General features: G+C 68.7%; 26 protein-coding genes. 20 read left to right on the top strand and 6 right to left on the bottom strand.

Annotation, left to right across the window (positions count from 1 at the left end):
* The first annotated feature begins 6 nt into the window (after positions 1-6).
* The 19 genes from OIC96_RS15190 (at position 7) to OIC96_RS15100 (ending at position 18,624) form a co-directional block, all read left to right on the top strand.
* Positions 7-1,860 carry a trypsin-like serine protease gene (locus OIC96_RS15190; RefSeq protein WP_330307321.1) on the top strand — a complete coding sequence of 618 codons (1,854 nt, stop codon included), beginning with the start codon at positions 7-9 and terminating at the stop codon, positions 1,858-1,860.
* Between the two features lie 205 nt (positions 1,861-2,065).
* Positions 2,066-3,205, top strand: coding sequence for an LCP family protein (locus tag OIC96_RS15185; protein WP_330307322.1), 1,140 nt, complete (start codon positions 2,066-2,068; stop codon positions 3,203-3,205).
* A 195-nt stretch (positions 3,206-3,400) separates the two neighbouring features.
* On the top strand, positions 3,401-3,622 hold the full coding sequence (gene rpmE / locus OIC96_RS15180; RefSeq protein WP_033323852.1) for a 50S ribosomal protein L31: 222 nt from the start codon (positions 3,401-3,403) through the stop codon (positions 3,620-3,622).
* A 135-nt stretch (positions 3,623-3,757) separates the two neighbouring features.
* Complete coding sequence (gene prfA, locus OIC96_RS15175) at positions 3,758-4,834, top strand: peptide chain release factor 1 (RefSeq protein ID WP_330307323.1); 1,077 nt, start codon at positions 3,758-3,760, stop codon at positions 4,832-4,834.
* Between the two features lie 70 nt (positions 4,835-4,904).
* On the top strand, positions 4,905-5,750 hold the full coding sequence (gene prmC / locus OIC96_RS15170) for a peptide chain release factor N(5)-glutamine methyltransferase (RefSeq protein WP_330307324.1): 846 nt from the start codon (positions 4,905-4,907) through the stop codon (positions 5,748-5,750).
* Positions 5,751-5,803: 53 nt separating this feature from the next.
* On the top strand, positions 5,804-6,451 hold the full coding sequence (locus OIC96_RS15165) for an L-threonylcarbamoyladenylate synthase (RefSeq protein ID WP_327431762.1): 648 nt from the start codon (positions 5,804-5,806) through the stop codon (positions 6,449-6,451).
* Entirely contained in the window at positions 6,448-7,113 is a 666-nt protein-coding gene (locus OIC96_RS15160; RefSeq protein ID WP_327431763.1) for an arsenate reductase/protein-tyrosine-phosphatase family protein, read from the top strand. The genes OIC96_RS15165 and OIC96_RS15160 overlap by 4 nt, the downstream gene beginning before the upstream one ends.
* 134 nt (positions 7,114-7,247) lie before the next feature.
* A complete protein-coding gene (gene glyA, locus OIC96_RS15155) occupies positions 7,248-8,486 on the top strand; it encodes a serine hydroxymethyltransferase (RefSeq protein WP_330307325.1) in 1,239 nt (412 codons plus the stop codon).
* 129 nt (positions 8,487-8,615) lie between these two features.
* Positions 8,616-9,974, top strand: a complete 1,359-nt coding sequence (locus tag OIC96_RS15150; protein WP_330307326.1) for an MraY family glycosyltransferase — start codon at positions 8,616-8,618, stop codon at positions 9,972-9,974.
* Positions 9,975-10,267: 293 nt separating this feature from the next.
* Positions 10,268-10,705 (top strand): hypothetical protein, encoded by a 438-nt coding sequence (locus OIC96_RS15145; RefSeq protein WP_330307327.1) that lies wholly within the window; start codon positions 10,268-10,270, stop codon positions 10,703-10,705.
* Positions 10,706-10,930: 225 nt separating this feature from the next.
* The gene (gene atpB, locus OIC96_RS15140; protein ID WP_330307328.1) at positions 10,931-11,752 is read left to right on the top strand and encodes a F0F1 ATP synthase subunit A; all 822 of its coding nucleotides are present in this window, start codon (positions 10,931-10,933) and stop codon (positions 11,750-11,752) included.
* Between the two features lie 75 nt (positions 11,753-11,827).
* A complete protein-coding gene (locus tag OIC96_RS15135; RefSeq protein ID WP_043683105.1) occupies positions 11,828-12,064 on the top strand; it encodes an ATP synthase subunit C in 237 nt (78 codons plus the stop codon).
* A 42-nt stretch (positions 12,065-12,106) separates the two neighbouring features.
* Positions 12,107-12,649, top strand: a complete 543-nt coding sequence (locus OIC96_RS15130) for a F0F1 ATP synthase subunit B (RefSeq protein WP_330307329.1) — start codon at positions 12,107-12,109, stop codon at positions 12,647-12,649.
* A complete protein-coding gene (locus tag OIC96_RS15125; RefSeq protein ID WP_330307330.1) occupies positions 12,646-13,461 on the top strand; it encodes a F0F1 ATP synthase subunit delta in 816 nt (271 codons plus the stop codon). Before OIC96_RS15130 ends, OIC96_RS15125 begins: the two co-directional genes overlap by 4 nt.
* A 129-nt stretch (positions 13,462-13,590) precedes the next feature.
* The gene (atpA, locus tag OIC96_RS15120) at positions 13,591-15,183 is read left to right on the top strand and encodes a F0F1 ATP synthase subunit alpha (protein WP_330307331.1); all 1,593 of its coding nucleotides are present in this window, start codon (positions 13,591-13,593) and stop codon (positions 15,181-15,183) included.
* 20 nt (positions 15,184-15,203) lie between these two features.
* Positions 15,204-16,118 carry a F0F1 ATP synthase subunit gamma gene (locus tag OIC96_RS15115; protein WP_330307332.1) on the top strand — a complete coding sequence of 305 codons (915 nt, stop codon included), beginning with the start codon at positions 15,204-15,206 and terminating at the stop codon, positions 16,116-16,118.
* Positions 16,118-17,554 (top strand): F0F1 ATP synthase subunit beta, encoded by a 1,437-nt coding sequence (gene atpD / locus OIC96_RS15110; RefSeq protein WP_330307333.1) that lies wholly within the window; start codon positions 16,118-16,120, stop codon positions 17,552-17,554. Before OIC96_RS15115 ends, atpD begins: the two co-directional genes overlap by 1 nt.
* Positions 17,555-17,664: 110 nt before the next feature.
* A complete protein-coding gene (locus tag OIC96_RS15105) occupies positions 17,665-18,039 on the top strand; it encodes a F0F1 ATP synthase subunit epsilon (RefSeq protein ID WP_330307334.1) in 375 nt (124 codons plus the stop codon).
* A 138-nt stretch (positions 18,040-18,177) separates the two neighbouring features.
* Positions 18,178-18,624 (top strand): DUF2550 domain-containing protein, encoded by a 447-nt coding sequence (locus tag OIC96_RS15100; protein WP_330307335.1) that lies wholly within the window; start codon positions 18,178-18,180, stop codon positions 18,622-18,624.
* Positions 18,625-18,709: 85 nt separating this feature from the next.
* Here the strand turns inward: OIC96_RS15100 and OIC96_RS15095 are convergent, their stop codons facing one another.
* The 3 genes from OIC96_RS15095 to OIC96_RS15085 form a co-directional block, all read right to left on the bottom strand.
* Positions 18,710-20,548 (bottom strand): glycoside hydrolase family 18 chitinase, encoded by a 1,839-nt coding sequence (locus tag OIC96_RS15095; protein WP_330307336.1) that lies wholly within the window; start codon positions 20,546-20,548, stop codon positions 18,710-18,712.
* 127 nt (positions 20,549-20,675) lie between these two features.
* On the bottom strand, positions 20,676-21,317 hold the full coding sequence (locus OIC96_RS15090; protein WP_330307337.1) for a response regulator transcription factor: 642 nt from the start codon (positions 21,315-21,317) through the stop codon (positions 20,676-20,678).
* Positions 21,314-22,501: a sensor histidine kinase gene (locus OIC96_RS15085; protein ID WP_330307338.1), complete on the bottom strand. Its 1,188-nt coding sequence runs from the start codon at positions 22,499-22,501 to the stop codon at positions 21,314-21,316. The genes OIC96_RS15090 and OIC96_RS15085 overlap by 4 nt, the downstream gene beginning before the upstream one ends.
* A 152-nt stretch (positions 22,502-22,653) precedes the next feature.
* On the opposite strand from OIC96_RS15085, the gene OIC96_RS15080 reads away from it, so the two are divergent.
* Positions 22,654-23,364 (top strand): hypothetical protein, encoded by a 711-nt coding sequence (locus OIC96_RS15080; RefSeq protein ID WP_406502093.1) that lies wholly within the window; start codon positions 22,654-22,656, stop codon positions 23,362-23,364.
* On the opposite strand, the gene OIC96_RS15075 is transcribed toward OIC96_RS15080, so the two are convergent.
* Genes OIC96_RS15075 through OIC96_RS15065 form a run of 3 tightly spaced genes read right to left on the bottom strand, consistent with a single transcriptional unit; the run spans position 23,297 to position 25,428 of the window.
* Complete coding sequence (locus OIC96_RS15075) at positions 23,297-23,869, bottom strand: cob(I)yrinic acid a,c-diamide adenosyltransferase (protein ID WP_330307339.1); 573 nt, start codon at positions 23,867-23,869, stop codon at positions 23,297-23,299. The genes OIC96_RS15080 and OIC96_RS15075 overlap by 68 nt on opposite strands.
* A gap of 13 nt (positions 23,870-23,882) precedes the next feature.
* Positions 23,883-24,632 (bottom strand): ABC transporter permease, encoded by a 750-nt coding sequence (locus OIC96_RS15070; RefSeq protein ID WP_330307340.1) that lies wholly within the window; start codon positions 24,630-24,632, stop codon positions 23,883-23,885.
* Positions 24,633-24,645: 13 nt separating this feature from the next.
* Positions 24,646-25,428, bottom strand: coding sequence for an ABC transporter ATP-binding protein (locus OIC96_RS15065; protein WP_330307341.1), 783 nt, complete (start codon positions 25,426-25,428; stop codon positions 24,646-24,648).
* Positions 25,429-25,484: the final 56 nt, after the last annotated feature.

Here is a 25,484-nt window from a genome sequence, read left to right as displayed (position 1 = left end):
ACGTCCATGTCCGGGAACGGTCGTCACAGACGTCGGATACGCATCGCCGTGCCCGTCGCGGCAGCGGGCCTGGCGGCCGCGGTCGCCGGCGCGCTCCTGATGTCGTCCGCGAACGCCGCCACCGCCGCCACGCCGCCGACGCCGACCGTCAAGCCCAGCATCTCCGCGCCCACCCTGGCCGAGCTGCAGAGGCGCGTCGCGGGCGCCGTCGCCGGTGACGACACCGCGGGCCAGACGACCAAGAAGTCGTCGCTGAGCGCCAGCACGAACACCGCCGGTACCAGCACCGCGACGGTCGACCCGAAGATCATCGGCGGCACCGAGACCACCATCACCACGGCCCCGTGGATGGCGCAGCTCTGGTACTACGACGACAAGGGCACCACCGACGAGAGCGACGACCTCGGCTTCTTCTGCGGCGGTTCCGTCGTGTCGCCGACGAAGATCCTCACGGCCTCGCACTGCGTTAAGGGCTACAACTGGTACAAGTACGGCGCGGTCCTCACCGGCACCGCCCAGCTGCCGACCAGCGACAGCTCCGGCAACACCGACCTGCACGGCGGCACCGTCTCGCTGCCCCTGCGGCAGTGGAACCACCCGTCGTACAACGCGACGACCGTCGACAACGACATCGCGGTCATCACGCTGGACAGGCCCGTCACGGCCAAGCCGATCCGCATGACGACGTCCGGCGACACCGCCTCGTACGCGTCCGGCACCAACGCGACGCTCTACGGCTGGGGCCGCACCAGCTCCACCACGCAGGACATCTCCGAGACGCTGAAGACGGCCACGCTGCCGATCAAGTCCGACAGCACGTGCAACACCGCCATGAAGTCGGTCCTCGGCGAGGACGACTTCATCGAGGGCCACATGGTCTGCGCGGGCACCGCGGCGACCGGCAGCGACACCGGCACCACCACGGCGTGCAACGGTGACTCCGGCGGCCCGCTGATCGTGAAGGACTCGGCCGGCAACCCCCGGATCGTCGGCGTCGTCTCCTGGGGCGTCGAGGACTGCGTCGCGAAGGGCGCGTACGGCGTCTTCTCGAAGGTCAGCACGTACGTCGGTGCCGCGTACCCGCGCGTCGACGACGGCAACCTGAGCCGTGACCACAAGGCCGACCTGTGGGTGCGCAACTCGTCCACCAAGACGGGTTACGAGAAGGACTCCACGGGCACCGGGTTCGGCGCGCGCCAGTCGTGGGACAAGTGGGACGGCGTCAACGTCGTGCTGCAGGCCGACCTCAACCGGGACGGCGTCGAGGACCTCGTGATCCGCGACAGCGCCACCGGTGACGTCTACTGGTCGCACTACGGGTTCGCGAGCGGGACCTGGTCCACCGACAAGATCTTCGGCAACTGGAAGACCCGCACCCGCATCATCGCTCCGGGCGACATCAACGGCGACTACCTGCCCGACCTGCTCTCGGTCGACTCCGGCGGCGTCCTGTGGCTCTACCCGGGCAAGGGCAACGGCACCTTCTCGGCGCGTGTCCAGGTCAGCTCCGGCTGGAACCAGTACAACACCGTGCGCGGCCACGGCGACTTCACCGGTGACGGCAAGGCCGACCTGATCGCGCGCAACAAGAGCACCGGCGACCTGTACCTGTACAAGGGCACCGGCAAGTCCGGCACGGGCGCCTTCTCCAGCCGTATCAAGGTCCGCAGCGCCTGGACCGGCTACAACGCCTTCGACGCGGTCGGTGACATCACCGGCGACGGCAAGGCCGACTTCCTGGCCCGTACGCCCGGCGGCACGCTCTACCTGTACAAGGGCACCGGCAAGGCGACCAGCGAGATCTTCGCCACAAGGGTCTCCGTCGGTACCGATTTCAAGCAGTACGACATTTTCGGCTGAAATCGCAGGTGAGCGGGGTTTCCCCGGATTCACCGATCACCCAGCGTGCCCACCGCTCCACGCGGTGGGCACGCTGCGTTGTGCAACCCTTTGCCGAGTTTCCCCGTCTGACCGTACGGAGTGACCATGGAGCAGTACGTGTCACGACCAGACGGGCTTGGCCCTGAAAGCAGGGGTAACCGACCGCAGAGGGACTGAGGAGCACATGCCTGCCGAGAGCACGCCGGAACCCGGCATACCGGGGGAGCCCGGCACGAGCGCCGCTCGCCCCCGTGCGAAGGGGCGCCGCCGCAAGGCCCGGAGCACGCGCAGCAAGGCCCTCCTCATCACGGCCTGGACCGCCGCGGGCATCGTCGTGCTCGGCGGCACGGGCGCCGGGATCCTGTACTTCAAGCTCAACAGCAACCTCAAGAGCGTCGACATCAACCAGGCCCTCGGCACCGACCGGCCGACGAAGGTCGACAACGGCTCCGAGAACATCCTGGTCCTGGGCTCCGACACCCGCTCCGGCACGAACAAGAAGCTGGGCGGCGGCACCGACGACGGCAGCGCCCGCTCCGACACGGCGATGATCGTGCACGTGTACCAGGGCCACAAGAAGGCCAGCGTGGTCTCCATACCCCGCGACACCCTCGTCGAGCGGCCCTCCTGCACCGACACCAAGGGCGTCACGCACGACGCGGCCTCCGGCGTCATGTTCAACTCCGCGTACTCCACCGGTGGCGCCGCCTGCGCGGTGAAGACCGTCGAGTCCATCACCGGTATCCGCATGGACCACTACATCGAGGTCGACTTCAGCGGCTTCGAGAAGCTCATCGACAACCTCGGCGGGGTGGAGATCACCACCACCAAGGACATCTCCGACTCGGACAGCCATCTGAACCTGAAGGCCGGCACGCACACGCTCAACGGTGAGCAGGCGCTCGGCCTGGTCCGCACCCGGCACGGCGTGGGCGACGGCTCCGACCTCGGCCGCATCCAGCTCCAGCAGGCCTTCATCAAGGCCCTGGTCAACCAGGTCAAGCACATCGGGGTGCTGTCCAGCCCGACGAAGCTGGTCAAGCTCGCCAACACCGCGACCAAGGCCATCACCACCGACTCGGAGATCGGCTCGGTCACCGACCTCGCGTCCTTCGCCGACGGCCTCAAGGGCATCAGCTCGTCGCACATGAACATGGTCACGATGCCGGTCCAGTACGACAGCGCGAACGCCAACCGCGTACTCGTCGACACCGCCAAGGCCGAGCTGGTCTGGAAGGCGCTGAAGAACGACCAGGCGATCCCGAAGGCGGCCACCAAGGGCACGGCCACGGGCACGGCGAAGGGCGTCGTCAGCTCGTCCTGAGCCCCCTGGAGGCCAGCTCGCCCTGAGCCCCCTGAGGCCGGTCGTGAGCCCCTTTGACGGAGCTCGGGAATAGATCACAGCGGCCCCCGGTTTTGGGGGATGCGGCCAGTCCTGGCAGACTGGTACGTCGGCTCCGGTTCACGCACCCGCAATCCGCGGTGGCGACCCGGCGCCCTCCCGAAACTAGGAGACACCTTGAAGCGCGACATCCACCCCGAGTACGTCGAGACGCAGGTCAGCTGCACCTGTGGCGCGTCGTTCACCACCCGTAGCACGATCTCCAGCGGTTCCATCCGCGCCGAGGTCTGCTCCGAGTGCCACCCGTTCTACACGGGCAAGCAGAAGATCCTCGACACCGGTGGCCGCGTGGCCCGCTTCGAGGCCCGCTTCGGCAAGGCTGCCGCTGCCAAGAAGTAGCGAGCCCACAGCGCCGGTCTTCGGCGTCCCCGGCACGGGGGCGCCGGGACCGGCGCTTTGCGGTGCAGCCCCTATTCGTCTTACCTACGTCCCTGAGCCCACACTGGAGCTGGGGACAGTCCATTGGAGCCGGAGATGTTCGAGGCGGTCGAGGAACTGATCGGCGAGCACGCCGATCTGGAGAAGAAGCTCGCTGACCCGTCGGTCCACGCCGACCAGGCCAACGCGCGCAAGCTCAACAAGCGCTACGCCGAGCTGACCCCGATCGTCGCGACGTACCGCTCCTGGAAGCAGACCGGGGACGACATCGGGACCGCGAAGGAGCTCGCGGCCGACGACCCCGACTTCGCCGCCGAGGTCAAGGACCTGGAGAAGCAGCGCGAGGAGCTCACCGAGAAGCTCCGTCTGCTGCTGGTGCCGCGCGACCCCAGCGACGACAAGGACGTCATCCTGGAGGTCAAGGCGGGCGCCGGCGGCGACGAGTCCGCCCTGTTCGCGGGCGACCTGCTGCGCATGTACCTGCGCTATGCCGAGCGCGCCGGCTGGAAGACCGAGATCATCGACGCCACCGAGTCCGAGCTCGGCGGCTACAAGGACGTCCAGGTCGCCGTGAAGACCAAGGGCGGCCAGGGTGCCACCGAGCCCGGCCAGGGCGTCTGGGCGCGCCTGAAGTACGAGGGCGGTGTGCACCGCGTGCAGCGCGTGCCGTCGACCGAGTCGCAGGGCCGTATCCACACCTCCGCGGCCGGTGTCCTGGTCACGCCCGAGGCCGAGGAGGTCGACGTCGAGATCCACGCGAACGACCTGCGCATCGACGTCTACCGTTCGTCGGGCCCCGGCGGCCAGTCCGTCAACACGACCGACTCCGCGGTGCGCATCACGCACATTCCCACCGGAGTCGTCGCTTCCTGCCAGAACGAGAAGAGCCAGCTGCAGAACAAGGAGCAGGCGATGCGTATCCTGCGCTCCAGGCTCCTCGCTGCGGCGCAGGAGGAAGCGGAGCGGGAGGCCGCCGACGCCCGTCGCAGCCAGGTCCGTACCGTCGACCGTTCCGAGAAGATCCGTACGTACAACTTCCCGGAGAATCGCATCTCGGACCACCGCGTCGGCTTCAAGGCGTACAACTTGGACCAGGTGCTCGACGGGGACCTCGACGCGGTCATCCAGGCCTGCGTCGACGCCGACTCGGCCGCCAAGCTCGCGGCCGCGTAAAGCCGAACACAGCCTCGTAAGGCCGTACTTGTCAGGCCGTACGACAACAGCTCAGCCCCGGAGGACCAGCGTGAACCTGCTGCTCGCGGAAGTGGCCCAGGCCACCCAGCGGCTGGCCGACGCCGGCGTGCCCTCGCCGCGCAACGACGCGGAGGAGCTCGCCGCCTTCGTGCATGGCGTGAAGCGGGGCGAGCTGCACACCGTCAAGGACTCGGACTTCGACGCCCGTTACTGGGAGGTGACCGCGCGCCGCGAGGCCCGCGAGCCGCTCCAGCACATCACCGGCCATGCCTACTTCCGGTACCTGGAACTCCAGGTGGGGCCGGGGGTGTTCGTCCCGCGCCCGGAGACCGAGTCCGTCGTCGGCTGGGCCATAGACGCCGTCCGCGCGATGGATGTCGTCGAGCCGCTGATCGTCGATCTCTGTACCGGCTCGGGCGCCATCGCGCTCGCCCTCGCGCAGGAGGTCCCGCGCTCCCGTGTGCACGCCGTGGAGCTGTCCGAGGACGCCCTCCAGTGGACGCGCAAGAACGTCGAGGGGTCCAGGGTCGACCTGCGCCAGGGAGACGCTCTGGACGCCTTCCACGACCTCGACGGCGAAGTGGACCTGGTGATCTCCAACCCGCCGTACATCCCGCTCACGGAGTGGGAGTACGTCGCTCCGGAGGCCCGGGACTACGATCCCGAACTCGCCCTGTTCTCAGGGGAGGACGGACTCGACCTCATTCGCGGCATCGAGCGCACCGCGCACCGGCTGCTGCGCCCGGGCGGTGTCGTCGTCATCGAGCACGCCGACACCCAGGGCGGGCAGGTGCCGTGGATCTTCACCGAGGAGCGGGGCTGGGCCGACGCGGCCGACCACCCGGACCTCAACAACCGGCCGCGGTTCGCGACCGCACGCAAGGCGATGCCGTGAGCGCGCGCATCGTGATCCCCAGCCAGCAGTACGTGTACGAGGAGGCCCGCTAAATGGCACGGCGATACGACACCAATGACGCGACCGACCGCACCACCGGTCTGCGTGAGGCCGCGTCCGCCGTCCGCCGTGGCGAGCTGGTGGTCCTCCCGACCGACACCGTGTACGGCGTCGGCGCCGACGCGTTCTCCTCGGAGGCCGTCGCCGACCTCCTGGAGGCCAAGGGCCGGGGCCGCAACATGCCCACCCCTGTCCTCATCGGCTCCCCGAACACGCTGCACGGCCTGGTCACGGACTTCTCCGAGATGGCCTGGGAGCTCGTCGACGCGTTCTGGCCGGGTGCGCTCACCCTCGTCGCCAAGCACCAGCCGTCCCTCCAGTGGGACCTGGGGGACACCCGGGGCACCGTAGCCATCCGCATGCCGCTGCACCCGGTCGCCATCGAACTGCTGACGGAGGTCGGCCCGATGGCCGTCTCCTCCGCGAACCTCACGGGCCACCCGGCTCCCGAGGACTGTGACGCCGCGCAGGAGATGCTCGGCGACTCCATCTCGGTCTACCTGGACGGCGGCCCGACCCCGGGCATCGTGCCGTCCTCGATCGTCGACGTGACCGGCAAGGTGCCCGTGCTGCTGCGCGAGGGGGCACTGTCGGCGGAGGAGCTCCGGAAGGTCGTACCCGACCTCGAGGTGGCGAATTGACAGCCCCTGACGCGGGGCGTGGCATAGGCACGGGGATCACGGGGACCAGTGGGTTCTCCAGGGGGTCCTTCCGCATCCTCCACGTCAGCACCGGCAACGTGTGCCGCTCGCCGATCACCGAGCGGCTGACCCGGCACGCCCTGGCGGACCGGCTCGGCGACCCCCTGTGGGGCGGCCTGATCGTGGAGAGCGCGGGCACCTGGGGCCATGAAGGCGCGCCCATGGAGGCCAACGCCGAGACGGTCCTCGCCGACTTCGGCGCGGACCCCTCCGGCTTCGTCGGCCGCGAACTCCTCGACGACCACGTCATCCGCGCCGACCTGGTCCTGACGGCCACCCGCGACCACCGCGCCCAGGTCATCTCCATGGGCCACTCGGCGGGCCTGCGCACCTTCACCCTGAAGGAGTTCACCCGCCTCGTGCGAGCGATAGACCCGGCCACGCTGCCGCCACTGGAGGACGGCGTGATCGAACGCGCGCGTGCGCTGGTGCGGGCCGCTGCCGCTCTACGCGGGTGGCTCCTGGCCCCCACGGCGGAGGCGGACGAGGTGTACGACCCGTACGGGGCGCCGCTGCCGTTCTTCCGGTCGATCGGGGACGAGATCAACGAGGCCTTGGATCCGGTGGTGACCGCGCTGACCGGGGTGCGCGCGCGGGCCTAGGCCCCCGCCGGGCTCTGATCGCACGGCACCCGGCGTATCGGCTGCGACACCCGGCAGGACGTAACACCGGGCGTCCCAACGGTCCCGGTTCTACATTGGACGTAGCGCGTCCCCGCCGAGGTCCGGAGTCCATCATGCCGGTCACACAAACGCTTGAAGCGGATGTCCTGCGTCGACAGGACCCCGAGCTCGCCGAGATCCTCCTCGGGGAGCTGGACCGGCAGTCGACGACGCTGCAGTTGATCGCGGCCGAGAACTTCACCTCGCCGGCCGTGCTGGCCGCGCTGGGGTCGCCGCTGGCGAACAAGTACGCCGAGGGGTATCCGGGCGCCCGGCACCACGGCGGATGCGAGATCGTCGACGTCGCCGAGCGGGTCGCGATCGACCGGGCGAGGTCGCTCTTCGGCGCCGATCACGCCAATGTGCAGTCGCACTCCGGGTCTTCGGCCGTCCTCGCCGCGTACGCCGCCCTGCTGCGCCCCGGCGACACCGTGCTGGCGATGGGCCTGCCCTTCGGCGGTCACCTCACGCACGGGTCGCCCGCGAACTTCTCCGGACGCTGGTTCGACTTCGTCGGGTACGGGGTGGAGGCGGACACCGGGCTCATCGACTACGAGCAGGTGCGGACCCTCGCGCGCACGCACCGGCCCAAGGCCCTCGTGTGCGGCTCCATCTCCTACCCCCGGCACATCGACTACGCCGCCTTCCGGGAGATCGCCGACGAGGTGGGCGCCTATCTCATCGCGGACGCCGCCCACCCCATCGGGCTCGTCGCGGGCGGCGCGGCGCCCAATCCGGTGCCGTACGCCGATGTCGTCTGCGCGACGACGCACAAGGTGCTGCGCGGGCCGCGCGGCGGAATGATCCTGTGCGGCGCCGAGCTGGCCGAGCGGGTCGACCGGGCCGTGTTCCCGTTCACCCAGGGCGGCGCGCAGATGCACACCATCGCCGCCAAGGCCGTCGCCTTCGGCGAGGCGGCGACTCCGGCCTTCACGGCGTACGCCCATCAGGTGGTCGCCCATGCGCGGACGCTGGCGGCGGCGCTGGAGGCGGAGGGGCTCGCGATCACCACGGGCGGCACCGACACCCATATGCTGATCGCCGATCCCGCGCCGCTCGGCGTCGACGGACGCACCGCCCGCGGGCGCCTCGCCGCCGCCGGAATGGTCCTCGACACCTGTGCGCTGCCCCACGGGGACGCCCGTGGCCTGCGGCTCGGTACGGCGGCGCTCACCACCCAGGGCATGGGCGAGGCGGAGATGGAGCGGATCGCCGTACTGTTCGCGGGGGTGCTGCGGAACGACATCGACGGCAGACAAGCGCGTGAAGAAGTGCGGGAGCTGACCGGAAGATTTCCGCCCTATCCCGGCTAGAGAGGGGCAGGCGCGCCCCCGGGCTCAGCCACTCGTGCAACCATCGTCGCTACCCGGAAGTCCCCAACCGTATGCGCACCTCGCTAGGGTGTGGGGCTGAGATGGCCAGCGAGACCTGTGGGGAAGCCCGTGCGTGAATACCTGCTGACGCTCTGCATCACGGCCGCGGTGACGTATCTGCTGACAGGGCCGGTACGCAAGTTCGCGATCGTGGCCGGAGCCATGCCGGAAATCCGTGCGCGCGATGTGCACCGGGAACCCACTCCGCGGCTCGGCGGCATCGCGATGTTCTTCGGGCTGTGCGCGGGCCTGCTGGTCGCCGACCACCTGAAGAACCTCAACGCGGTCTTCTCGAACTCCAACGAACCGCGCGCCCTGCTCTCCGGCGCGGCGCTGATTTGGCTGATCGGCGTCCTGGACGACAAGTTCGAGATCGACGCCCTGATCAAGCTGGGCGGTCAGATGATCGCCGCGGGTGTGATGGTCATGCAGGGTCTGACGATCCTGTGGCTGCCGATCCCCGGTGTCGGCCTGGTCGCGCTGACCCAGTGGCAGGGCACCCTCCTCACCGTCGCCCTCGTCGTGATCACCATCAACGCCGTGAACTTCGTGGACGGCCTCGACGGCCTCGCCGCTGGCATGGTGTGCATCGCGGCCGCCGCGTCCTTCCTGTACGCCTACCGGATCTGGTACTCGTACGGCATCGAGGCCGCGGCCCCGGCGACGCTGTTCGCGGCGGTCCTGATGGGCATGTGCCTGGGCTTCCTGCCGCACAACATGCATCCCGCGCGGATCTTCATGGGCGACTCCGGCTCGATGCTCATCGGGCTGGTGCTCTCCGCCGGCGCGATCTCCATCACGGGGCAGGTCGACCCCGACGCGATGAACCTGTTCTCCGGTTCGGAGCGCAACACCGTGCACCAGATGGTGCCCGTCTACATCCCGCTGCTGCTGCCGCTGACGATCATCGCGGTGCCGGCCGCCGACCTCGTGCTCGCCATCGTGCGGCGCACCTGGCGGGGCCAGTCCCCCTTCGCCGCGGACCGCGGCCATCTGCACCACCGTCTTCTCGAGGTCGGCCACTCGCACAGCCGGGCCGTCCTGATCATGTACTTCTGGTGCGCGACGATCGCCTTCGGCGCCCTCGCGTACTCGGTCAACTCAGGGGCCATGTGGAGCGTGCTCGTCATCGTGGCGCTCAGCGCGGTCGGTCTCGTGCTGCTCCTGCTGCCCCGCTTCACGCCGCGCGCCCCGCGCTGGGCCGAGCACCTGGTGCCGCCGCGCTACCGCCGGCGCAGGGCCGTCGCCGTGGCCGACGGGGCCGAGCCGTCCGTCACACACGGGACGGCGGCTGCCGAGGAGGAGCCGGAGGAGGCCCGCGAACACCGTGCCCCGGTCGCCGCGGGAGTCTCAGGAGTCAACGGAGCGACGGCAATTGGCCCCCGTTCGCGCTTCCTGGATCGGCGCAAAGCCGGGTCGTCGCGCTGACGCAAGGTAAGAATCTGACTAACGCGTTGCCAAGTCGTGGGGGTGCAAAGCTCCCCAATACCAGACAACTTGGCGCGCTGGGCGCACAGACGCGCAGCGTCACTCTCATGTGTGACAGCGAGCACACCTTCTAGGTAAAGACCGCATCAAATAGTTTGTGATACCGTTCACGAGAACCCGGGACAGAGCCGAAGGACCCTAGTGCGACGGTCCTTTGGCGTGAGGTTCCCTCTCAGCCCGGGACTACGCTCGTCCATGACGACACGCCCCCCTTAGCAAGCGGAGTTGCCGCCATGCCGTCCAATGACGTCCGGATTCTCCTTCAGGCCGCTGTACCCACAGCTGCCGTCGGCGCGATTGCCGCCGTCGTCAGCGGCGTGGTCGCGGGCGGCAAGGGAGCCATCGGGGCGATCGTCGCGACGCTGGTCGTGATCCTCTTCATGGGAATCGGGCTCTACGTACTGCAGCGCACCGCCAAATCGCTTCCGCACTTGTTCCAGGCGATGGGCCTCATGCTCTACACGGCGCAGATTCTTCTGCTGTTCATCTTTGTCGCCGCGTTCAAGAACACGACGCTGTTCAATCCCAAGGCTTTCGCGATCTCGCTCGTCGCCACCACGCTCGCGTGGATCGGCGCACAGGCGCGTGCTCAGATGAAGGCCAAGATCCTTTACGTCGAACCCGACTCCTCGAAGGGCGACAAGCCCGAAAAGACGGGGCACTCGTCGTGAGGGGTAGGGCCGGAATAAGTGCGCGTAAGAGATCCTGCTATCGTCCGGTGCCAACTGCGGCATCGCGGGCGCGGGCATCTGAGCTGACGCCTGCTCAATCGCGAGGCTTGATGCCCCACAGCCGCCCCCACATCCGTAACACCAGTCCAGTGCCGAACCGCGGCTGTGCGCCGCGCCGACACAACGAGGTTGCCGTACCTATGCGCCACGCTGAAGGAGCCCGCGGTGAGTGCTGACCCGACGCAGGTGCTCGCCTTCGAGACCGACTGCCACATCTTCGCCGACTGTGGCTTCCCCGCTCCCGGCCTGCACTCGTTCCTGTTCGAGCCCCTGTGGGGTGACGGCGACAGCAACGTGTACTTCAACAAGACGATGCTCCTGGCGCTGCTCGGCTCGATCATCGTTGTCGGCTTCTTCTGGGCCGCCTTCCGCAAGCCGAAGGTCGTCCCGGGCAAGCTCCAGATGGTCGCCGAGGCGGGCTACGACTTCGTCCGACGCGGCGTCGTCTACGAGACCATCGGCAAGAAGGAAGGCGAGAAGTACGTACCACTGGTCGTCTCGCTCTTCTTCTTCATCTGGATGATGAACCTCTGGTCGATCATTCCGCTCGCCCAGTTCCCGGTCACGTCGATCATCGCGTACCCCATCGTCCTCGCGGCGATCGTCTACATCACCTGGGTCTCGCTGACGTTCAAGCGGCACGGATTCGTCGGCGCGTTCAAGAACTTCACCGGCTACGACAAGTCGCTGGGCCCGGTTCTCCCGCTGGCCATGTTCATCGAGCTCCTCTCGAACCTGATCGTCCGGCCGTTCACGCACGCCGTACGACTGTTCGCGAACATGTTCGCCGGCCACACGCTGCTGCTGCTCTTCACGATCGCCACCTGGTACCTGCTCAACGGCATCGGGATCGCCTACGCGGGTGTCTCGTTCATCATGGTGATCGTCATGACGGCCTTCGAGCTGTTCATCCAGGCCCTGCAGGCCTATGTCTTCGTGCTCTTGACCTGCACCTTCATTCAGGGCGCGCTCGCCGAGAACCACTGAGCACCCCCCTCCAGAACCCCCTTAAGCGTCCGGTGGCCAACCCCCGCCGGTCCGTACAGAGAAGGAAGAATCAGCATGGCTGCCACTGAGACCCTCGCCGCCGTCTCCGGTTCGCTCGGCTCCATCGGCTACGGCCTTGCCGCCATCGGTCCCGGCGTCGGCGTCGGCATCATCTTCGGCAACGGCACCCAGGCCCTCGCCCGTCAGCCTGAGGCCGCCGGTCTGATCCGTGCCAACCAGATCCTCGGCTTCGCCTTCTGTGAGGCGCTCGCCCTCATCGGTCTGGTCATGCCGTTCGTCTACGGCACCTGATCCACCCGATCAGCGACAGCCCACTAGACGAAAGGCACTGACATGAGCCAGCTGCTCATTCTGGCGGTCGAGAAGGAGAACCCTCTCGTCCCGCCGATCCCCGAGCTTGTCATCGGCCTGATCGCCTTCGTCATCGTCTTCGGTTTCCTCGCCAAGAAGCTCCTCCCGAACATCAACAAGGTTCTGGAGCAGCGTCGCGAGTCCATCGAGGGCGGTATCGAGAAGGCCGAGGCCCTTCAGACCGAGGCCCAGAGCGTTCTTGAGCAGTACAAGGCTCAGCTCGCCGAAGCCCGTCACGAGGCCGCGCGGCTGCGCCAGGAGGCGCAGGAGCAGGGCGCCACGCTCATCGCCGAGATGCGCGCGGAAGGCCAGCGGCAGCGTGAGGAAATCATCACCGCCGGTCACGCGCAGATCGAGGCGGACCGCAAGGCCGCGTCTCAGGCGCTGCGTCAGGACGTCGGCCACCTGGCCACCGACCTGGCCGGCAAGCTGGTCGGCGAGTCCCTTGAGGACCACGCCCGGCAGAGCCGCGTCATCGACCGCTTCCTCGAGGACCTCGAGGAGAAGGCCGAGGCTGCGCGATGAACGGAGCGAGCCGCGAGGCCCTGGCAGCCGCACGTGAGCGTCTCGACGCGCTGACGGACTCGACGTCCGTGGACGCGGCGCAGCTCGCCGACGAGCTGGCCGCCGTCACCGCGCTGCTCGACCGCGAGGTGTCGCTGCGTCGGGTCCTCACCGACCCGGCGCAGCCCGGCGAGGCCAAGGCCGAACTGGCCCAGCGCCTCTTCGGTGCCCAGGTCAGCGGGTCGACCGCCGACCTGGTGACCGGCCTGGTGCGCTCCCGCTGGTCGCGCTCGCGTGACCTGGTGGACTCCATCGAGGAGCTGGCCGCCACCGCCGACCTCACGGCGGCGCAGCGGACGGGCGCCCTCGACGACGTCGAGGACGAGCTGTTCCGGTTCGGCCGGATCGTCTCTTCGAACACCGAGCTGCGCGCCGCGCTGACCGACCGCGCCGCCGCCAAGGCGGCCAAGAGCGAGCTGCTGCGCAGCCTGCTCGGCGGCCGGGCGAACGTGACGACCGAGCGTCTGGTGACGCGCCTGGTGACCGCTCCGCGTGGACGTAGCCTGGAAGCGGGACTCGAGTCCCTGTCCAAGTTCGCCGCCGAGCGCCGCAACCGCATGGTCGCCGTGGTCACCTCGGCGGTCGCGCTGAGCGACGGACAGAAGCAGCGCCTCGGCGCCGCTCTGGCGAAGCTCTACGGCCGTCAGATGCACCTCAACCTCGACGTGGACCCCGAGGTCCTCGGCGGGATCCGGGTGCAGGTCGGTGACGAGGTCATCAACGGCTCCATCGCGGACCGGCTTGAAGACGCCAGCCGCCGCATGGCCGGCTAGCAGCAACTCAATACGTAGTACGTACATACGGCCCTGGTTGGGCCGTGCAGAGGATTCACCTCTCTTAGGGGGGAGTCCCCATCCCCCCAAGTGAAACTTCGGGCCCAACAAGGAGAGCAGGGAACCCAGATGGCGGAGCTCACGATCCGGCCGGAGGAGATCCGGGACGCGCTGGAGAACTTTGTCCAGTCGTACAAGCCGGACGCGGCCTCGCGCGAGGAGGTCGGTACGGTCACCGTCGCCGGCGACGGTATCGCCAAGATCGAGGGTCTTCCCTCGGCGATGGCGAACGAGCTGCTGAAGTTCGAGGACGGCACTCTCGGTCTCGCGCTGAACCTGGAAGAGCGCGAGATCGGTGCGGTCGTCCTCGGTGAGTTCAGCGGTGTCGAGGAGGGCCAGCCGGTGCAGCGCACCGGTGAGGTGCTGTCCGTCGCCGTGGGCGAGGGCTACCTCGGCCGCGTCGTCGACCCGCTCGGCAACCCGATCGACGGCCTCGGCGAGATCGAGACCACCGGCCGCCGCGCCCTCGAGCTGCAGGCCCCGGGCGTCATGGTCCGCAAGTCGGTGCACGAGCCGATGGAGACCGGCTACAAGGCCGTCGACGCGATGACCCCGATCGGCCGTGGCCAGCGTCAGCTGATCATCGGTGACCGTCAGACCGGCAAGACCGCCCTGGCCGTCGACACGATCATCAACCAGCGCGACAACTGGCGCTCGGGCGACCCGAAGAAGCAGGTCCGCTGCATCTACGTCGCCATCGGTCAGAAGGGTTCGACCATCGCCTCCGTGCGTGGCGCCCTCGAAGAGGCCGGCGCGCTGGAGTACACGACCATCGTCGCCGCCCCGGCGTCCGACCCGGCCGGCTTCAAGTACCTGGCGCCGTACACCGGTTCGGCCATCGGCCAGCAGTGGATGTACGAGGGCAAGCACGTCCTCATCATCTTCGACGACCTCTCGAAGCAGGCCGACGCCTACCGCGCCGTGTCCCTGCTGCTCCGCCGTCCGCCGGGGCGCGAGGCCTACCCCGGTGACGTCTTCTACCTGCACTCCCGTCTGCTGGAGCGCTGCGCGAAGCTCTCCGACGACCTGGGCGCCGGTTCGATGACGGGTCTGCCGATCGTCGAGACCAAGGCGAACGACGTGTCGGCGTTCATCCCGACCAACGTCATCTCCATCACCGACGGCCAGTGCTTCCTGGAGTCCGACCTGTTCAACGCCGGCCAGCGTCCGGCCCTGAACGTCGGTATCTCGGTCTCCCGCGTCGGTGGCTCCGCCCAGCACAAGGCGATGCGCCAGGTGTCCGGCCGTCTCCGCCTCGACCTCGCCCAGTACCGTGAGCTGGAGGCGTTCGCCGCCTTCGGTTCCGACCTGGACGCCGCGTCGAAGTCCCAGCTGGAGCGCGGTCAGCGTCTGGTCGAGCTGCTCAAGCAGCCTCAGTACCAGCCGATGCCGACCGAGGACCAGGTCGTCTCCGTGTGGGCCGGTACCACCGGCAAGATGGACGACGTACCGGTCTCCGACGTCCGCCGCTTCGAGAAGGAGCTCCTGGAGTACCTGCACCGCAAGGAGCAGGGCCTCATGACCTCCATCAAGGAGGGCGCGAAGATGTCGGACGACACCCTCACCGCTGTCGCCGACGCCATCGCGGACTTCAAGAAGCAGTTCGAGACCTCGGACGGCAAGCTTCTCGGCGAAGACGCTCCGGCCGCCGCGGCCAAGTGACGACGGAAGGGACCTGACTCATGGGAGCCCAGCTCCGGGTCTACAAGCGTCGTATCAAGTCCGTCACCGCGACCAAGAAGATCACCAAGGCGATGGAGATGATCGCCGCCTCGCGCGTCGTCAAGGCGCAGCGCAAGGTGGCGGCCTCCGCGCCGTACGCGACCGAGCTCACCCGCGCGGTCACGGCGGTCGGCACCGGCTCGAACACCAAGCACCCGCTGACCACGGAGGCGGAGACGGCGACCCGTTCCGCGGTGCTGCTCCTCACGAGCGACCGCGGACTGGCCGGCGCGTTCAACTCCAACGCCATCAAGGAGGCGGAGCAGCTGACCGCCCGCCTTGAGGCCGAGGGCAAGGAGGTCGACACGTACATCGTCGGCCGCCGCGGTCTCGCCCACTACCACTTCCGCGAGCGCAAGGTCGTGGAGTCGTGGTCGGGCTTCACCGACGAGCCCACCTACGCGGACGCGAAGAAGGTCGCGGGTCCGCTGATCGAGGCCATCGAGAAGGAGACGGCTGAGGGCGGCGTGGACGAACTCCACATCGTCTACACCGAGTTCGTCTCGATGATGACGCAGACGGCGGTCGACGGCCGCCTGCTGCCGCTGCGCCTCGAAGAGGTTGCGGAGGAGGCGCCCAAGGGCGAGATCCTTCCGCTGTACGAGTTCGAGCCGTCGGCGGAGGACGTCCTTGACGCCCTGCTGCCGCGGTACGTCGAGAGCCGTATCTACAACGCGCTGCTCCAGTCGGCTGCCTCCAAGCACGCCGCCACCCGCCGCGCGATGAAGTCGGCGACCGACAACGCGGGAGACCTGATCACCACGCTCTCCCGCCTTGCCAACGCGGCCCGCCAGGCCGAAATCACCCAGGAAATCAGCGAGATCGTCGGTGGCTCCGCAGCCCTGGCCGACGCGACCGCGGGGAGTGACAGGTAATGACGACGACAGTTGAGACGGCCGTTGCCACGGGCCGCGTCGCCCGGGTCATCGGCCCGGTCGTCGACGTGGAATTCCCCGTCGACGCCATGCCGGACATCTACAACGCCCTTCACGTCGAGGTGGCCGACCCGGCCAACGCCGGCGAGAAGAAGACGCTGACCCTGGAAGTCGCCCAGCACCTGGGTGACGGCCTGGTCCGCACGATCTCCATGCAGCCCACCGACGGTCTGGTCCGCCAGGCCGCGGTCACCGACACCGGCACGGGTATCTCAGTCCCGGTCGGTGACTTCACCAAGGGCAAGGTGTTCAACACCCTCGGTGAGGTGCTGAACTCCGACGAGAAGTACGACGGCGAGCGCTGGTCCATCCACCGCAAGGCCCCGCGCTTCGACGAGCTCGAGTCGAAGACCGAGATGTTCGAGACCGGCGTCAAGGTCATCGACCTTCTCACCCCGTACGTCAAGGGTGGCAAGATCGGTCTGTTCGGTGGTGCCGGTGTCGGCAAGACGGTGCTCATCCAGGAGATGATCTACCGCGTCGCCAACAACCACGACGGTGTCTCCGTGTTCGCCGGTGTCGGCGAGCGCACCCGTGAGGGCAACGACCTCATCGAGGAGATGTCGGACTCGGGCGTCATCGACAAGACCGCCCTTGTCTTCGGTCAGATGGACGAGCCCCCGGGCACCCGTCTCCGTGTGGCGCTGGCCGGTCTGACCATGGCGGAGTACTTCCGCGATGTGCAGAAGCAGGACGTGCTGTTCTTCATCGACAACATCTTCCGCTTCACGCAGGCCGGTTCCGAGGTCTCGACCCTGCTCGGCCGTATGCCCTCCGCGGTGGGTTACCAGCCGAACCTGGCCGACGAGATGGGTCTCCTCCAGGAGCGCATCACCTCGACCCGTGGTCACTCGATCACCTCGATGCAGGCGATCTACGTCCCCGCGGACGACCTGACCGACCCGGCCCCGGCCACCACGTTCGCCCACCTCGACGCGACGACGGTTCTCTCCCGTCCGATCTCCGAGAAGGGCATCTACCCGGCCGTGGACCCGCTGGACTCCACGTCCCGCATCCTGGACCCCCGCTACATCGCGGCGGACCACTACGCGGCCGCGATGCGCGTCAAGTCGGTTCTGCAGAAGTACAAGGACCTTCAGGACATCATCGCGATCCTCGGTATCGACGAGCTGGGCGAGGAGGACAAGCTCACCGTCCACCGTGCCCGTCGCGTGGAGCGCTTCCTGTCCCAGAACACCCACGTCGCCAAGCAGTTCACCGGCGTCGACGGGTCGGACGTCCCGCTGGACGAGTCGATCGTGGCCTTCAACGCGATCATCGACGGCGAGTACGACCACTTCCCGGAGCAGGCGTTCTTCCTGTGCGGTGGCATTGAGGACCTCAAGGCCAACGCCAAGGAGCTCGGCGTCTCCTGAACTTCGTGTTCATGAAGAGGGGCGGGTGCGTCCCGCCCCTCTTCGTACGCCTACTAGACTTTGACCCAACACCCGGCAGTAACGCCGGGTGGTGACCCGAGGAGCCCACCTTGGCTACTGAGCTGCACGTCGAGCTCGTCGCCGCGGACCGCAGTGTCTGGTCCGGCGAGGCCACCCTGGTCGTCGCGCGTACCACGTCCGGCGACATCGGCGTCATGCCCGGTCACCAGCCGCTTCTCGGTGTGCTGGAGTCGGGCCCGGTGACCATCCGTACGAGTGATGGTGGAACGGTCGTCGCCGCGGTGCACGGCGGTTTCATCTCGTTCGCCGACAACAAGCTGTCGCTGCTGGCCGAGATCGCCGAGCTGTCGGACGAGATCGATGTCCAGCGTGCGGAGCGGGAGCTCGAGCGCGCGAAGGCGGAGGGCGATGCCTCCGCCGAGCGTCGCGCGGACGTCCGCCTGCGTGCGGTGTCAGCGCGCTGAACCCAGCGCGCACGGAATGACGTGACTCAGCCGCGGCCGGGACTGGAGATATCCAGACCGGGCCGCGGCTGAGGCGATGCGGGTGCTTTTTTCCGTTTCATTACCTGCTTTACCTAGGAGACGAGGAGGTCGGTGTCGATGGTCCTCGCTCTGACTGTGTGCGGGTTGGTAGTGGCGCTCGTGGTGGTGGGGCTGTTCGTCTTCGGCCTCCGCCGCCGGCTGATCCAGCGCTCCGGCGGAACGTTCGACTGCAGCCTGCGCTGGGATGTCCCCGAGAAGGGTGACCCCAACGGCAAAGGCTGGAGCTACGGGGTCGCCCGCTACAACGGCGACCGCATCGAGTGGTACCGCGTCTTCTCCTACGCCCCCCGACCGCGCCGCACCCTGGAGCGCTCGGCGATCGAGGTGGCGGGCCGCCGCGCCCCCGAGGGTGAGGAGGAGCTGGCGCTGCTCTCCGACGCGATCATCCTCGTCTGTCTCCACCGCGGGACACGCCTTGAGCTGGCGATGAGCGAAGACGCGCTGACCGGTTTTCTCGCGTGGCTGGAAGCAGCCCCGCCCGGACAACGAGTGAATGTGGCGTAGCCACATTCACTCGTTGGGTGGGGGTCCCCCCGGACGAAGTCTGGGGGAGCGTCAATGTCGCTTAGCTCTTAGCGCTTAACGCCGCTTAGCTCAGTCCGCTGTTGATGGCGCTCACCAGCTCGCCGCTGGTGGTGTCACCGCTGAACTCCCAGAAGAACGCGCCGCCCAGACCCTGGGTCTTGGCCCACGCCATCTTCGTACCGATGGTGGTCGGGGTGTCGTACGACCACCAGTTGCTGCCGCAGTGCGCGTACGCCGTGCCGGCGATGGTGCCGGTGGACGGGCAGGACGTCTTGAGGACCTTGTAGTCCTCGATGCCCTGCTCGTACGTGCCTGCGGCCGGGCCCGTGGCGGTGCCGCCCGGCGCGTCCTGGGTGACGCCGGTCCAGCCGCGCCCGTAGAAGCCGATGCCGATCAGCAGCTTGCTCGCGGGGACGCCGATCGCCTTGAACTTGGCCATCGCGTCGGCCGTGGTGAAGCCGGCCTTCGGGATGCCGCTGTACGAGGTGAGCGGGGAGTGCGGGGCGGTCGGCCCGGTCGCGTCCCAGGCACCGAAGAAGTCGTACGTCATCACGTTGTACCAGTCGACGTACTGTGCGGCGCCCGCGTAGTCCGCGGCCTCGATCTTGCCGCCGGTGGAGCCGTCGGCGGTGGTGGCCGCGGTGACCAGGTTGCTGGAGCCGAACTTGGCGCGCAGCGCGGACATCACGTTCTTGAAGGCCGCCGAGCCGCTGGTGTCGCAGGACAGACCGCAGGCGTTCGGGTACTCCCAGTCGATGTCGATGCCGTCGAAGACATCGGCCCAGCGCGGGTCCTCGACCAGGTCGTAGCAGGACTGGGCGAAGGCGGCGGGGTCGGCCGCGGCCTGTCCGAAGCCGCCGGACCAGGTCCAGCCGCCGAAGGACCACAGCACCTTGAGGTTCGGGTACTTGGCCTTCAGCTCGCGCAGCTGGTTGAAGTTGCCGCGCAGCGGCTGGTCCCAGGTGTCGGCGACGCCGCTGACCGACTGGTCGGCGGTGAACGCCTTGTCGTAGTCGGCGTAGGAGTCGCCGATCGCGCACTTGCCGCCGGTGACGTTGCCGAAGGCGTAGTTGATGTGCGTGATCTTCGCGGCCGAGCCCGACGTCACCAGGTTCTTGACGTTGTAGTTGCGGCCGTAGATGCCCCACTCGGTGAAGTAGCCGAGCTTGACCGCGCCGCTCGTGGTCGGCGGGGTCGTGGTGCCGCCGGTGGTGTGCACGGCGACCGCGCCGCTGACCGGTCCGGTCTGGTCGGCGGTGTCACGGGCCTGGACGGTGTACGAGTAGTCGGTGCCGGCGGTGAGACCGGTGTCCGTGTACGAGGTCGTCGTCACGGTCGCGACCTTGGTGCCGCCGCGCAGAACGTCGTAGTTCTTGATGCCGTTGTCGTCGGTGGCCGCGCTCCAGTCGAGCTTCACCGAGGTGTCGGTGATCGAGGAGGCGGTGGGAGTGCCGGGCGCGGAGGGCGCGCTGTCGCCGGGGACGGTGGTGCCGCCGTCACAACTGCCGCCGTTCAGCAGACAGTTGGAGGGTGAGCCGGAGCCGGCGCCGTTGAAGCCGAAGGAGACGGAGGCGCCCGCGGCGAGGGTGCCGTTGTAGGACTTGTTCTTGGCGGTCCAGTGGGTGCCGGAGGACGTGACGTCCGCGTCCCACGCCGACGTCACCGACGTACCGGAGGGGAAGTCCCACTCGATCGTCCAGGAACTGAGGGCGGTGGTACCGGTGTTGGTGACGGTCCACTTGCCTTCGAAGCCCGTACCCCAGTCCGAGCTCTTGGTGTACGTGGCGGTGGCGGTGGTGGCCGCGTGGGCGGGGCTCGCGAGGCCGACCAGCGCGGCGAGCGGGAGGAGCAGGGTGGTGAGTCCTGCCACGGTTCGTTGTCTGGCTCTCTGCCGGAAGCGCATGGATGCCTCTCCTCGGGAGTCGGGGGTGTCGTGGGCATGGCTAAGCGCAGTGCGGCGAGAATAGAAAGGTCTGGACCATAGGTCAATAGGTCTGGACCAGTAGGTGGATGCCTGTGTTCCGGCTGTGTTAGACGCCCAACTCCCGAGCGAGAACGGCCGCTTGGACCCGGCTGCGCAGCTCCAGTTTCCCCAGCAGGCGGCTGACGTGGGTCTTCACCGTCGCCTCCGCCATGTCCAGACGGCCCGCGATCTCCGCGTTCGAGAGCCCCTCCCCGAGACAGCACAGCACCTCCCGCTCCCGGCGGGTCAGCGCTTCCAGGACGGCCGGGTCGGCCGTCGGCTCCCGTACGGGCTTCGCTGCGAACTCGGCGATCAGCCGGCGCGTGACCGCCGGAGCGATCAGCCCTTCGCCGCGCGCCACCGTCCGCACCGCCTCCAGCAGGCCCTTCGCGTCGGTGTTCTTCAGCAGAAAGCCGGAGGCGCCCGCGCGCAGCGCCCCGAACACGTACTCGTCGAGGTCGAAGGTGGTGAGCACCAGGACGTCGGCGAGCTGCTCGGCGACGACCTGGCGGGTGGCGGAGACCCCGTCGAGCCGGGGCATCTGGATGTCCATCAGGACGAGATCCGGCCGGAGTTCACGGGCGAGCGCGACCGCCCGCTCCCCGTCCGCCGCCTCCCCGACCACCTCGATGTCGGGCGCGCTGCGCAGGATGAGGACGAGCCCGGCCCGTACGGCGGACTGGTCCTCGGCGACGAGCACGCGGATCATGCGTCTTCTCCTTGGGACAGGGGCAGGGCGGCGCGTACGGTCCAGACCCTGCCGGTGGGGGAGTCCTCGGGGCCGGCCTCGAAGGTGCCGCGCAGGAGGGCGACTCGCTCCCGCATGCCGACCAGCCCGGCGCCCGATCCCGGAGCCCGCGGCCCGTCCCGGTCGCCGTACGGACTGCGTACCCGCACCGTGAGCGAGCCGTCCGGCTGGGCGAGCGTCACGGTGACCTGGCCCGGGGAGGCGTGCTTGAGGGCGTTGGTCAGGGACTCCTGGACGATGCGGTACGCGGCGAGCTCGACCGGAGCGGGCAGCCGGTCCTCGTGCGTCGCGTCGAGGGCGACGTCGAGTCCGTTGGTGCGGGCGCCCGCCAGGAGCGCTTCGAGGCCGTCGAGGGTGGGCGCCGCGGCGGGCTCCTTGTCGCCGCTGTCGTCGCGCAGGATGCCGATGAGCCGGCGCATCTCGGCGAGGCCCTCGACGCTGTTCTCGCGGATGACGGCGAGGGCGTCCTGGGACGTCTTCGGGTCGTCGAGCGAGAGCGCGGCGGTCGAGTGGATGGCGATCGCGGACAGGTGGTTGGCGACCATGTCGTGCAACTCCCGTGCCATGCGCGCCCGTTCGGACGTGACCGCCTGGGTGCGGTCGACCTCGGCGAGCAGGGCGGTCTGTTCGGCACGCAGGCGCTCGGCGACGGCGGTGTCGCGATGGTTGCGGACGATCCAGCCGGTGGCGGCCGGGGTGAAGGTCACCAGGCCGGTGAACGCCCCGATCAGCAGTCCTTCCGGCTTGCGCCAGGCCGCGACGGGCCACACCGTTGCGATCACCGTGATCAGACCGGTGATCCAGGGGATGCGCCGGGCCGCACCGGGCGAGCCGTACAGGACGGCCGCGTACACGAGGTCCGTGAACATCACGACGGTGGCCAGGCTGCCGCGGGTGAGCAGGTCGGCGGTGAGGGCGGCGGTGCCGATGAGCAGGGCGGTGCGCGGCCGCGTACGGCGCATCAGCTCACAGCCGGCCATGACGACCAGCGGAACGAGGACCACCCAGGTCTGATCGACGAGGGAGACCGGGTCGTCCGCCGTGCGGCTATAGAGCCCGACGCCCCACAGGGCGAGCCCGCCGAGCAGGCCCCCGACGGCGATGCGCACGTCGTCGCGGTGCGGGCGGGGGAGTCGGTAGGCCATGACTCCATCCAACATGGCGTACTGGCGGCTCGCCTTCTCCCCTGGAACGGTCCGCGACTACATCGAAGGATGCAGTCCCGCTTCGTCACCGCCGACGACGCATCGCGCCCGTGCGCACATGAGCCTGGAAAGGTGACCGAGAGGAGCGAACCATGATCGTCGCACTGATCATCGCCTGCGAGGTCGGCTTCTGGGTAATGCTGGCCGCCGGCCTCGCCGTCCGCTACCTGCTGAAGCGGCGCCGCACCAGCGTGGCCCTGCTGCTGTGCGAGCCCCTGCTGGAAGTGGTGCTCTTCGTGGTGACGGCGATCGACCTGAAGAACGGCGCCGAGCCGAGCTGGGAACACGGCCTCGCCGCGCTCTACATCGGCTTCACGGTCGCGTACGGCCACTACACGATCCGCCGGCTCGACGGCCACGCCGCCCACCGCCTCGCGGGCGCCCCGCCCCCGCCGAAGCCGCCCCGCTACGGGATGGCGCGGGCGGGGCACGAAGGGAAGATCTGGCTCCGTACGGTCCTGGCGGCCGCGGTCGCCTGTGCTCTCCTCCAGGCCGCGATCTGGTACGTCGGCGACGGCAACACGGAGTCCCTGCGGGCCTTCCAGTGGGTGGCGCTGCGGGCGGCCGTGATCCACGGGTTGATCGCGCTGACCTATCTGATCTGGCCGAAGAAGGGGCCGACGGCGGGCACCGAGCGGGCCCGGACGCTCACGAAGCCGTCGCCCCTTACGGCGAAGGCGGCGAGGAGCACCGAGCCGTCCTCGCCGCCTGGGAATCCGTCGGCCTGCCGGCCGGCTAGCGCTCGCCCCCCGGCACCCACAGCACGTCCCCGACCTCACCGTTCGCCGTCCGGGCAAGGATGAACAGTAGGTCCGACAGCCGGTTGAGATAGGTCGCGGTGAGCGGGTTCATGACCTCGCCGTGAACCTCCAACGCGGCCCACGTCGAACGCTCCGCCCGCCGTACGACCGTGCACGCCTGGTGCAGCAGCGCCGCGCCGGGGGTGCCGCCCGGAAGGATGAAGGACCGCAGCTTCTCCAGGCGTTCGTTGAAGTGGTCGCAGTCCGCCTCCAGCTTGTCGATGTAGAACTGTTCCACCCGCAGGGGCGGGAACTGCGGGTTCTCGACCACCGGCGTCGACAGGTCGGCACCGACGTCGAACAGGTCGTTCTGGACGCGGGTGAGGACCTTGACGACCTCCTCGTCCAGGCCGCCGAGCGCGATCGCCGTGCCGATCACCGCGTTCGCCTCATTGGCGTCGGCGTACGCCGAGATCCGCAGGTCGGTCTTGGCGACTCGGCTCATGTCGCCGAGGGCGGTGGTGCCCTGGTCGCCGGTCCTGGTGTAGATGCGCGTCAGATTGACCATGACCTCAGCGTAGTTACGCTCCGGCCTTCCGGAAGACCCGTGTGCCCACCGTCACGGCGAGCGCGGCGAAGCCGAGGGCGACGAGGACGCCGTACAGCATGGCGGCGGTCGCGTAGTCGCCGACGTACGCGTCCCGGATCGCGTCCACCAGATAGCGCAGCGGCATGACGTGGGAGAGGGCGTTCAGCCAGCCGGGGGCCAGGGTCATCGGCAGCATCAGGCCGGACAGCAGCATGGACGGCATGGTCAGCGCGTTGATGGCGGGGCCGAATTCCTGCGGCGTACGGACCTTCATGGCCAGGGCGTACGAGAGGGAGGCGAGGGAGAGCGTCAGCAGGGCGACGAAGGCGAAGCCGATCAGGATGCCGGCGAGGGGGGCGCGCAGCCCCACCGCCACCGCCGCCAGCACCAGCAGTACCGCCTGGAAGACGAAGATGGCGGCGTCGCGCAGCACCCGCCCCAGCAGCAGGGCGAGGCGGCTCACGGGGGTGACCCGCATCCGCTCCACGATCCCCTGGTTCTTCTCGATGATGATTGCGAAGCCGGCGAACGCGGCTCCGAACAGCCCGAGTTGGAGCAGCAGCCCAGGGACCAGGATCTGCCAGGAGCTGCCCCGCGAGCCGAGCGGGAGGCCGGTCAGCAGCGGGCCGAAGAAGAGGAGGTAGAGGAGCGGCATCAGGACGCCGAAGAGGAGCTGGAACTTGGAGCGCAGGGTCTGGCGGGCGTAGCGCCCGAAGATCAGGGCGGTGTCGTGCAGAAGCATGTCGTCGTACGTCCTATACGGCTACGGGGGTGGCGTCCGCCGGCGTCGGGCCGCGGCCGGTGATGGCGAGGAACGTGTCCTGGAGCGTGGCGTCGATCGAGCCGCCGTGCGCCAGTTTCAGCGCGCTCGGCGTGCCCTCGGCGACGACCACGCCCTTGTCGACGATCACCAGCCGGTCGGCGAGCGCGTCCGCCTCGTCGAGGTAGTGGGTGGTCAGGAAGACCGTGGTGCCGTGGTCGTCGCGCAGGCGGCGGACCAGGTCCCACAGGTCGGCGCGGCTGCCGGGGTCCAGGCCCGTCGTCGGCTCGTCGAGGAACAGCACCTGTGGCCGATGGGTGAGGCCCATCGCGATGTCGAGACGGCGGCGCCGGCCGCCGGAGAGTGCCGAGGTCCTGCGGTCCAACTCCTCGGTGAGGTCGAGTTCGCGCGCCAGCTCCCCGGCCCGCTCCACCGCCTGCGTCTTCGTCAGGCGATACAGCCGCCCCTGGGTGACCAGCTCCTCCCGCACGCTCACGTGTGGGTCGACGCCGCCCGACTGGGCGACATAGCCGCAGGCGCGGCGCACGCCGGCCGGGTCGGTGGCGAGGTCGTGGCCCGCGACGGTGGCCGCGCCGCCGGTGGGCGGCAGCAGAGTCGTGAGCATCCGGAGGGTGGTCGTCTTGCCCGCGCCGTTCGGGCCGAGGAAGCCGAGGATCTCGCCCGGCCGCACGGTGAGGTCGATACCGCGCACCGCCTCCACCGGGCCGCGCTTCGTCTGGAAGGTACGGGCCAGACCGGCCGTACTGATGATTGCCATGCCGTACAGAAAAACAGAGGCGATGAAATTTTGCAATGACACCAAGATTTCTGTGG

Origin of the sequence: Streptomyces sp. NBC_00775 (assembly GCF_036347135.1) — a bacterium.
GTDB lineage: Bacteria > Actinomycetota > Actinomycetes > Streptomycetales > Streptomycetaceae > Streptomyces > Streptomyces lutosisoli.
The sequence above is the reverse complement of the archived record's forward strand: the minus strand, read 5'-3'. Positions and strand labels throughout refer to the sequence as shown.

Bases quoted from the DNA above. Each gene is read 5' to 3' on its own strand.
- OIC96_RS15145 (WP_330307327.1), top strand. From the start codon at position 10,268: ATGCCGTCCAATGACGTCCGGATTCTCCTTCAGGCCGCTGTACCCACA.
- OIC96_RS15135 (WP_043683105.1), top strand. From the start codon at position 11,828: ATGGCTGCCACTGAGACCCTCGCCGCCGTCTCCGGTTCGCTCGGCTCC.
- glyA (WP_330307325.1), top strand. From the start codon at position 7,248: ATGCCGGTCACACAAACGCTTGAAGCGGATGTCCTGCGTCGACAGGAC.
- prfA (WP_330307323.1), top strand. From the start codon at position 3,758: ATGTTCGAGGCGGTCGAGGAACTGATCGGCGAGCACGCCGATCTGGAG.
- OIC96_RS15095 (WP_330307336.1), bottom strand. From the start codon at position 20,548: ATGCGCTTCCGGCAGAGAGCCAGACAACGAACCGTGGCAGGACTCACC.
- OIC96_RS15165 (WP_327431762.1), top strand. From the start codon at position 5,804: ATGGCACGGCGATACGACACCAATGACGCGACCGACCGCACCACCGGT.
- OIC96_RS15090 (WP_330307337.1), bottom strand. From the start codon at position 21,317: ATGATCCGCGTGCTCGTCGCCGAGGACCAGTCCGCCGTACGGGCCGGG.
- OIC96_RS15080 (WP_406502093.1), top strand. From the start codon at position 22,654: ATGATCGTCGCACTGATCATCGCCTGCGAGGTCGGCTTCTGGGTAATG.
- OIC96_RS15125 (WP_330307330.1), top strand. From the start codon at position 12,646: ATGAACGGAGCGAGCCGCGAGGCCCTGGCAGCCGCACGTGAGCGTCTC.
- OIC96_RS15085 (WP_330307338.1), bottom strand. From the start codon at position 22,501: ATGGCCTACCGACTCCCCCGCCCGCACCGCGACGACGTGCGCATCGCC.
- OIC96_RS15075 (WP_330307339.1), bottom strand. From the start codon at position 23,869: ATGGTCAATCTGACGCGCATCTACACCAGGACCGGCGACCAGGGCACC.
- OIC96_RS15185 (WP_330307322.1), top strand. From the start codon at position 2,066: ATGCCTGCCGAGAGCACGCCGGAACCCGGCATACCGGGGGAGCCCGGC.
- OIC96_RS15115 (WP_330307332.1), top strand. From the start codon at position 15,204: ATGGGAGCCCAGCTCCGGGTCTACAAGCGTCGTATCAAGTCCGTCACC.
- OIC96_RS15070 (WP_330307340.1), bottom strand. From the start codon at position 24,632: ATGCTTCTGCACGACACCGCCCTGATCTTCGGGCGCTACGCCCGCCAG.
- atpA (WP_330307331.1), top strand. From the start codon at position 13,591: ATGGCGGAGCTCACGATCCGGCCGGAGGAGATCCGGGACGCGCTGGAG.
- OIC96_RS15065 (WP_330307341.1), bottom strand. From the start codon at position 25,428: ATGGCAATCATCAGTACGGCCGGTCTGGCCCGTACCTTCCAGACGAAG.
- atpD (WP_330307333.1), top strand. From the start codon at position 16,118: ATGACGACGACAGTTGAGACGGCCGTTGCCACGGGCCGCGTCGCCCGG.
- OIC96_RS15100 (WP_330307335.1), top strand. From the start codon at position 18,178: ATGGTCCTCGCTCTGACTGTGTGCGGGTTGGTAGTGGCGCTCGTGGTG.
- OIC96_RS15190 (WP_330307321.1), top strand. From the start codon at position 7: ATGTCCGGGAACGGTCGTCACAGACGTCGGATACGCATCGCCGTGCCC.
- OIC96_RS15130 (WP_330307329.1), top strand. From the start codon at position 12,107: ATGAGCCAGCTGCTCATTCTGGCGGTCGAGAAGGAGAACCCTCTCGTC.